The 4,493-nt window shown below is 69.7% G+C and carries 4 protein-coding genes; 2 read left to right on the forward strand and 2 right to left on the reverse strand.

Going from position 1 to position 4,493, the window contains the following annotated elements:
• On the reverse strand, positions 1–274 hold a 274-nt coding region (locus Q1K57_RS02290), incomplete at its 3' end, for a maleylpyruvate isomerase N-terminal domain-containing protein (protein ID WP_300078565.1).
• A gap of 82 nt (positions 275–356) precedes the next feature.
• On the opposite strand from Q1K57_RS02290, the gene uvrA reads away from it, so the two are divergent.
• The gene (gene uvrA, locus Q1K57_RS02295) at positions 357–3,203 is read left to right on the forward strand and encodes an excinuclease ABC subunit UvrA (protein WP_300078567.1); all 2,847 of its coding nucleotides are present in this window, start codon (positions 357–359) and stop codon (positions 3,201–3,203) included.
• Positions 3,204–3,220: 17 nt separating this feature from the next.
• Here the strand turns inward: uvrA and Q1K57_RS02300 are convergent, their stop codons facing one another.
• A complete protein-coding gene (locus Q1K57_RS02300; RefSeq protein WP_300078569.1) occupies positions 3,221–3,631 on the reverse strand; it encodes a Rieske (2Fe-2S) protein in 411 nt (136 codons plus the stop codon).
• A 46-nt stretch (positions 3,632–3,677) separates the two neighbouring features.
• Here Q1K57_RS02300 and uvrC point away from each other — a divergent pair.
• On the forward strand, positions 3,678–4,493 hold an 816-nt coding region (gene uvrC, locus Q1K57_RS02305; RefSeq protein ID WP_300078572.1), incomplete at its 3' end, for an excinuclease ABC subunit UvrC.

A 4,493-nucleotide genomic window follows, 5' to 3' on the forward strand; every position in this document is an offset into this window, starting at 1 on the left:
CCGCCCCGCGCTCGATCTCGTTGAACTTCGCGGCGTCGGAGGAGTACCACGGCGTCTCGTCGCCCGACATCGTCGCCGTGATGACCAGCCGCAGGGCGTCCGCGTTGCGCGCCACGTGGCTCGCCACGTGCGCCCGCGACCCGCCCGGGAGCAGCGACGGCGCGCGCCAGGCGTCCTCGTCGAGGTCGATCGTGTCCCGCAGCAGGGACGCCGTCGCGCTGTTGATCCGCTTCTGGGCGGGCCTGACCTCACCCGAGTTCAGGATCGACAACATGAGGCCACCCTAACTCTCCGGAGGCGCCTTCCGCCGAGGGCCGCACCGGCGGCGTCCGAAACTGTCGGAGGGGCCGCATACGATGTCCGGCGTGACGGAACGACTGATCGTAGCCGGGGCCCGCGAGCACAACCTCAAGAACGTCAGCCTCGAGCTGCCCCGCGACGGCCTCATCGTGTTCACGGGCTTGTCGGGGTCGGGGAAGAGCTCGCTTGCGTTCGACACGATCTTCGCCGAGGGGCAGCGCCGCTACGTGGAGTCGCTGTCGGCGTACGCGCGCCAGTTCCTGGGGCAGATGGACAAGCCCGACGTGGATTTCATCGAAGGCCTCAGCCCCGCGGTCGCGATCGACCAGAAGTCGACCAGCCGCAACCCGCGGTCGACGGTCGGCACCATCACCGAGATCTACGACTACTTGCGTCTGCTGTTCGCCCGCATCGGGCACCCGCACTGCCCTGTGTGCGGCGAGCCGATCACCAAGCAGTCACCGCAGCAGATGGTCGACCGTCTGCTCGCCCTGCCCGAGGGCACCCGGTTCATGGTGCTCGCCCCGGTCATCCGGGGCCGCAAGGGCGAGTACGTCGACCTGTTCCGCAGCCTCACCACGCAGGGCTTCACGCGCGTCCGGGTCGACGGCGAGGTCCACCAGCTCACGAGCCCGCCCACGCTCGACAAGCAGAAGAAGCACAACATCGAGGTGGTGGTCGACCGGTTGGCGGTCAAGGCGTCGGTCAAGCAGCGGCTCACCGACTCGGTCGAGACGGCGCTGCGGCTCGCCTCCGGCGTCGTCGAGATCGACTTCGTCGACCTCGACGAGTCCGATCCGGGACGCCGCCGGCGCTACTCCGAGCGGCTCGCCTGCCCGAACGAGCACGACATCTCGATCGAGGAACTGGAACCGCGGCAGTTCTCGTTCAACGCCCCGTGGGGGGCGTGCCCGGTGTGTTCGGGCCTCGGCACGAAGATGGAGGTGGACGTCGACCTCGTGGTGCCCGACCAGGGCCGCAGCCTCGCCGAGAACGCCATCGCCCCGTGGTCGACGGTGTACGTGTCGGGCTACTTCCAGACGATCTTCCGCCAGTTGGCGCGCGACCATGCGTTCAGCGTCGACACGCCGTGGGAGGCGCTGCCCGAGCGGGCGCGTTCGCTGATCCTGAACGGCATCAAGGGCCCGATTCGCGTCCACACGACGAACCGGCACGGCCGCGAGACGAGCTACAACGCCACCTTCGAGGGGGCGCTGCCCTACGTGCGGCGGCGCTTCGCCGAGGCAGAGAGCGACAACAGCCGCGAGCGGTTCGCCGGCTACATGCGCGAGACGCCGTGCGACGCCTGCCGCGGCGCCCGCCTGAAGCCGAGTTCCCTGGCGGTCACGGTGGGAGGCCGCAACATCGCCCAGGTGGCCGCCATGAGCATCGGAGAGACGCACACGTTCATGCGCGAACTGGTCCTCACCGAGCGCGAGGCGGCGATCGCCGAGCGGGTCGTCAAGGAGATCAACGAGCGGCTGCGGTTCCTGCTCGACGTCGGCCTCGACTATCTGACGCTGTCACGGGCGGCGGGCAGCCTGTCCGGCGGCGAGGCCCAGCGCATCCGGCTGGCGACCCAGATCGGGTCGGGGCTCGTCGGCGTCCTCTATGTGCTCGACGAGCCGTCGATCGGCCTGCACCAGCGCGACAACCGGCGCCTCATCGACACGCTCGTCCGGCTCAAGAACCTGGGCAACACGCTCATCGTCGTCGAGCACGACGAGGACACGATCCGCACCGCCGACTGGTGCGTCGACATCGGCCCGGGCGCGGGGGAGCACGGCGGGCACGTCGTGGTGTCCGGCACGGTGAAGCAGCTGCTGGCATCCAAGGAGTCGCTCACGGGTGCCTATCTGTCCGGGCGCCGCCGGATCGACGTGCCCGCCATCCGCCGCACGGGCAACGGCAAGAAGATCACCGTCCAGGGGGCCACCGAGAACAACCTGCGCGACGTGACCGTGAGCTTCCCGCTCGGCGTCATGACGGCGGTCACCGGCGTGTCCGGGTCGGGCAAGAGTTCGCTGGTGAACCAGATCCTCTACCGTGCCATGGCGCGCCACCTGTACTCGGCGAAGGACGTGCCCGGCCACCACCGGCGCATCGAGGGCCTCGACCACGTCGACAAGGCCATTCACGTCGATCAATCGCCCATCGGACGGACGCCGCGCTCCAACCCCGCGACCTACACCGGTGTGTTCGACCGCATTCGCAAGCTGTTCGCCGAGACACCCGAGGCGAAGGTGCGCGGCTACCAGCAAGGACGGTTCAGCTTCAACGTCAAGGGCGGCCGCTGCGAGAACTGCTCGGGCGACGGCACGATCAAGATCGAGATGAACTTCCTGCCCGACGTCTACGTGCCGTGCGAGGTGTGCCACGGCGCCCGCTACAACCGCGAGACGCTCGAGGTGCACTACAAGGGCAAGAACATCTCCGAGGTGCTCGACATGCCGATCGAGGAGGCCGCCGAGTTCTTCGCGCCCATCTCCGCGATCAAGCGCCACATGGACACTCTCGTCGACGTCGGTCTCGGCTACGTCCGCCTCGGCCAGCCGGCCACCACGCTGTCGGGCGGCGAGGCGCAACGCGTCAAGCTCGCCACCGAACTGCAGCGGCGCTCGACCGGCCGGACGGTCTACGTGCTCGACGAACCCACCACCGGGCTGCACTTCGAGGACATCAGCAAGCTGTTGGGCGTCCTGGCCCGCCTGGCCGATCAGGGGAACACGGTCATCGTCATCGAGCACAACCTCGACGTCATCAAGTCGGCCGACTGGGTGATCGACATGGGCCCCGAAGGTGGCTCGCGTGGCGGCATGGTGGTGGCCGAGGGCACGCCCGAGCAGATCGCCCGCCACCCCGACAGCTTCACCGGCGCGTTCCTCCAGCCGCTGCTCGCGTGAGGCGGCCGGCGCCCGGGTCAGGCGCCGGTGATGCGCAGGGTGTCGCCGTCGAGGGTCACCGACGCCGCCGGCAGCGGCTTGTCGGCAGGCGGGTTGGTGACCGACCCGTCCTCGATGGAGAACGCCGCCCCGTGGCAGCGGCAGTGGATCTGGCCGTCGGCGATGGACGACACCGGGCAGCCCTGGTGCGTGCAGAGCTTGCTGAACGCGCGGTACTCGCCCGCGGCGGGTTGGGTAACGACGTAGGAGGCGGCGTCCATGATGACGCCGCCGCCGACGGGAACGTCGGCGGCCGGGAGGGTCACGCCGGCCCCCACCTGGGGAGCCGCGCCGCTCGGCGTCCGGGTGCAACCGGTCAGCGAGGAGGTGCCCACGGCCAGGGCGGCGAGCCCGGCGGTGGCGAGGAAGCTGCGGCGATCAGGCGTCATGGGGCTCACCCTAGACGCACCCGCGGCGCGGCCTATGCTGGCGCGCATGGCTGACCCGGCGTCCTACCGTCCTGCGCCCGGGACCATCCCGACCGATCCGGGCGTCTACCGGTTCAGCGACCCGTCGGGCACCGTCATCTACGTCGGCAAGGCCAAGAACCTGCGGCAGCGCCTCAACTCCTACTTCGCCGACCCGGCGGGCCTGCACTTCCGCACCCGGACGATGGTGCGGACGGCGGCGAGGGTCGAGTGGACCGTCGTCCGCAACGAGCTGGAGAGCCTCCAGCTCGAGTACACGTGGATCAAGCAGTTCGACCCCCGGTTCAACGTCAAGTACCGCGACGACAAGAGCTACCCGTGGGCGGCGGTCACCTGGTCGGAGGAGTTCCCGCGCGTGTTCGTCGGCCGGGGCGCGAAGAAGAAGGGCACCCGCTACTACGGGCCCTACGCGCAGGCGTGGGCGATCCGCGAGACGATCGACTCCCTGCTCCGCGTCTTCCCGATGCGGTCGTGCACCGGCGGCGTCTTCCGGGCGGCCAAGGCGTCCGGACGCCCCTGCCTACTGGGCTACATCGGCAAGTGTTCCGCCCCGTGTGTCGGCCGCATCGACGCCGACGAGCACCGCGCGATCGCCGACGACCTCTGCGATTTCCTCGCCGGGAACACCACCCAGCTCACGCGTCGCCTCAAGCGGCAGATGCTGGCCGCGTCCGAGGCGCTCGAGTTCGAGAAGGCGGCCGTCCTGCGCGATCAGCTCGGCGCGCTGGAGTCGGCCACCGAGCGGAACGCGATCGTGCTCGGGGACGGCACGGACGCCGACGTCATCGCGCTCGCCGCCGACGAACTGGAGGTGGCGATCCAG

The organism is Propioniciclava sp. (assembly GCF_029977985.1).
GTDB lineage: Bacteria > Actinomycetota > Actinomycetes > Propionibacteriales > Propionibacteriaceae > Propioniciclava.

Coding starts and splice junctions, on each gene's coding strand:
- uvrA (WP_300078567.1), top strand. CDS start 357: ATGTCCGGCGTGACGGAACGACTGATCGTAGCCGGGGCCCGCGAGCAC.
- Q1K57_RS02300 (WP_300078569.1), bottom strand. CDS start 3,631: ATGACGCCTGATCGCCGCAGCTTCCTCGCCACCGCCGGGCTCGCCGCC.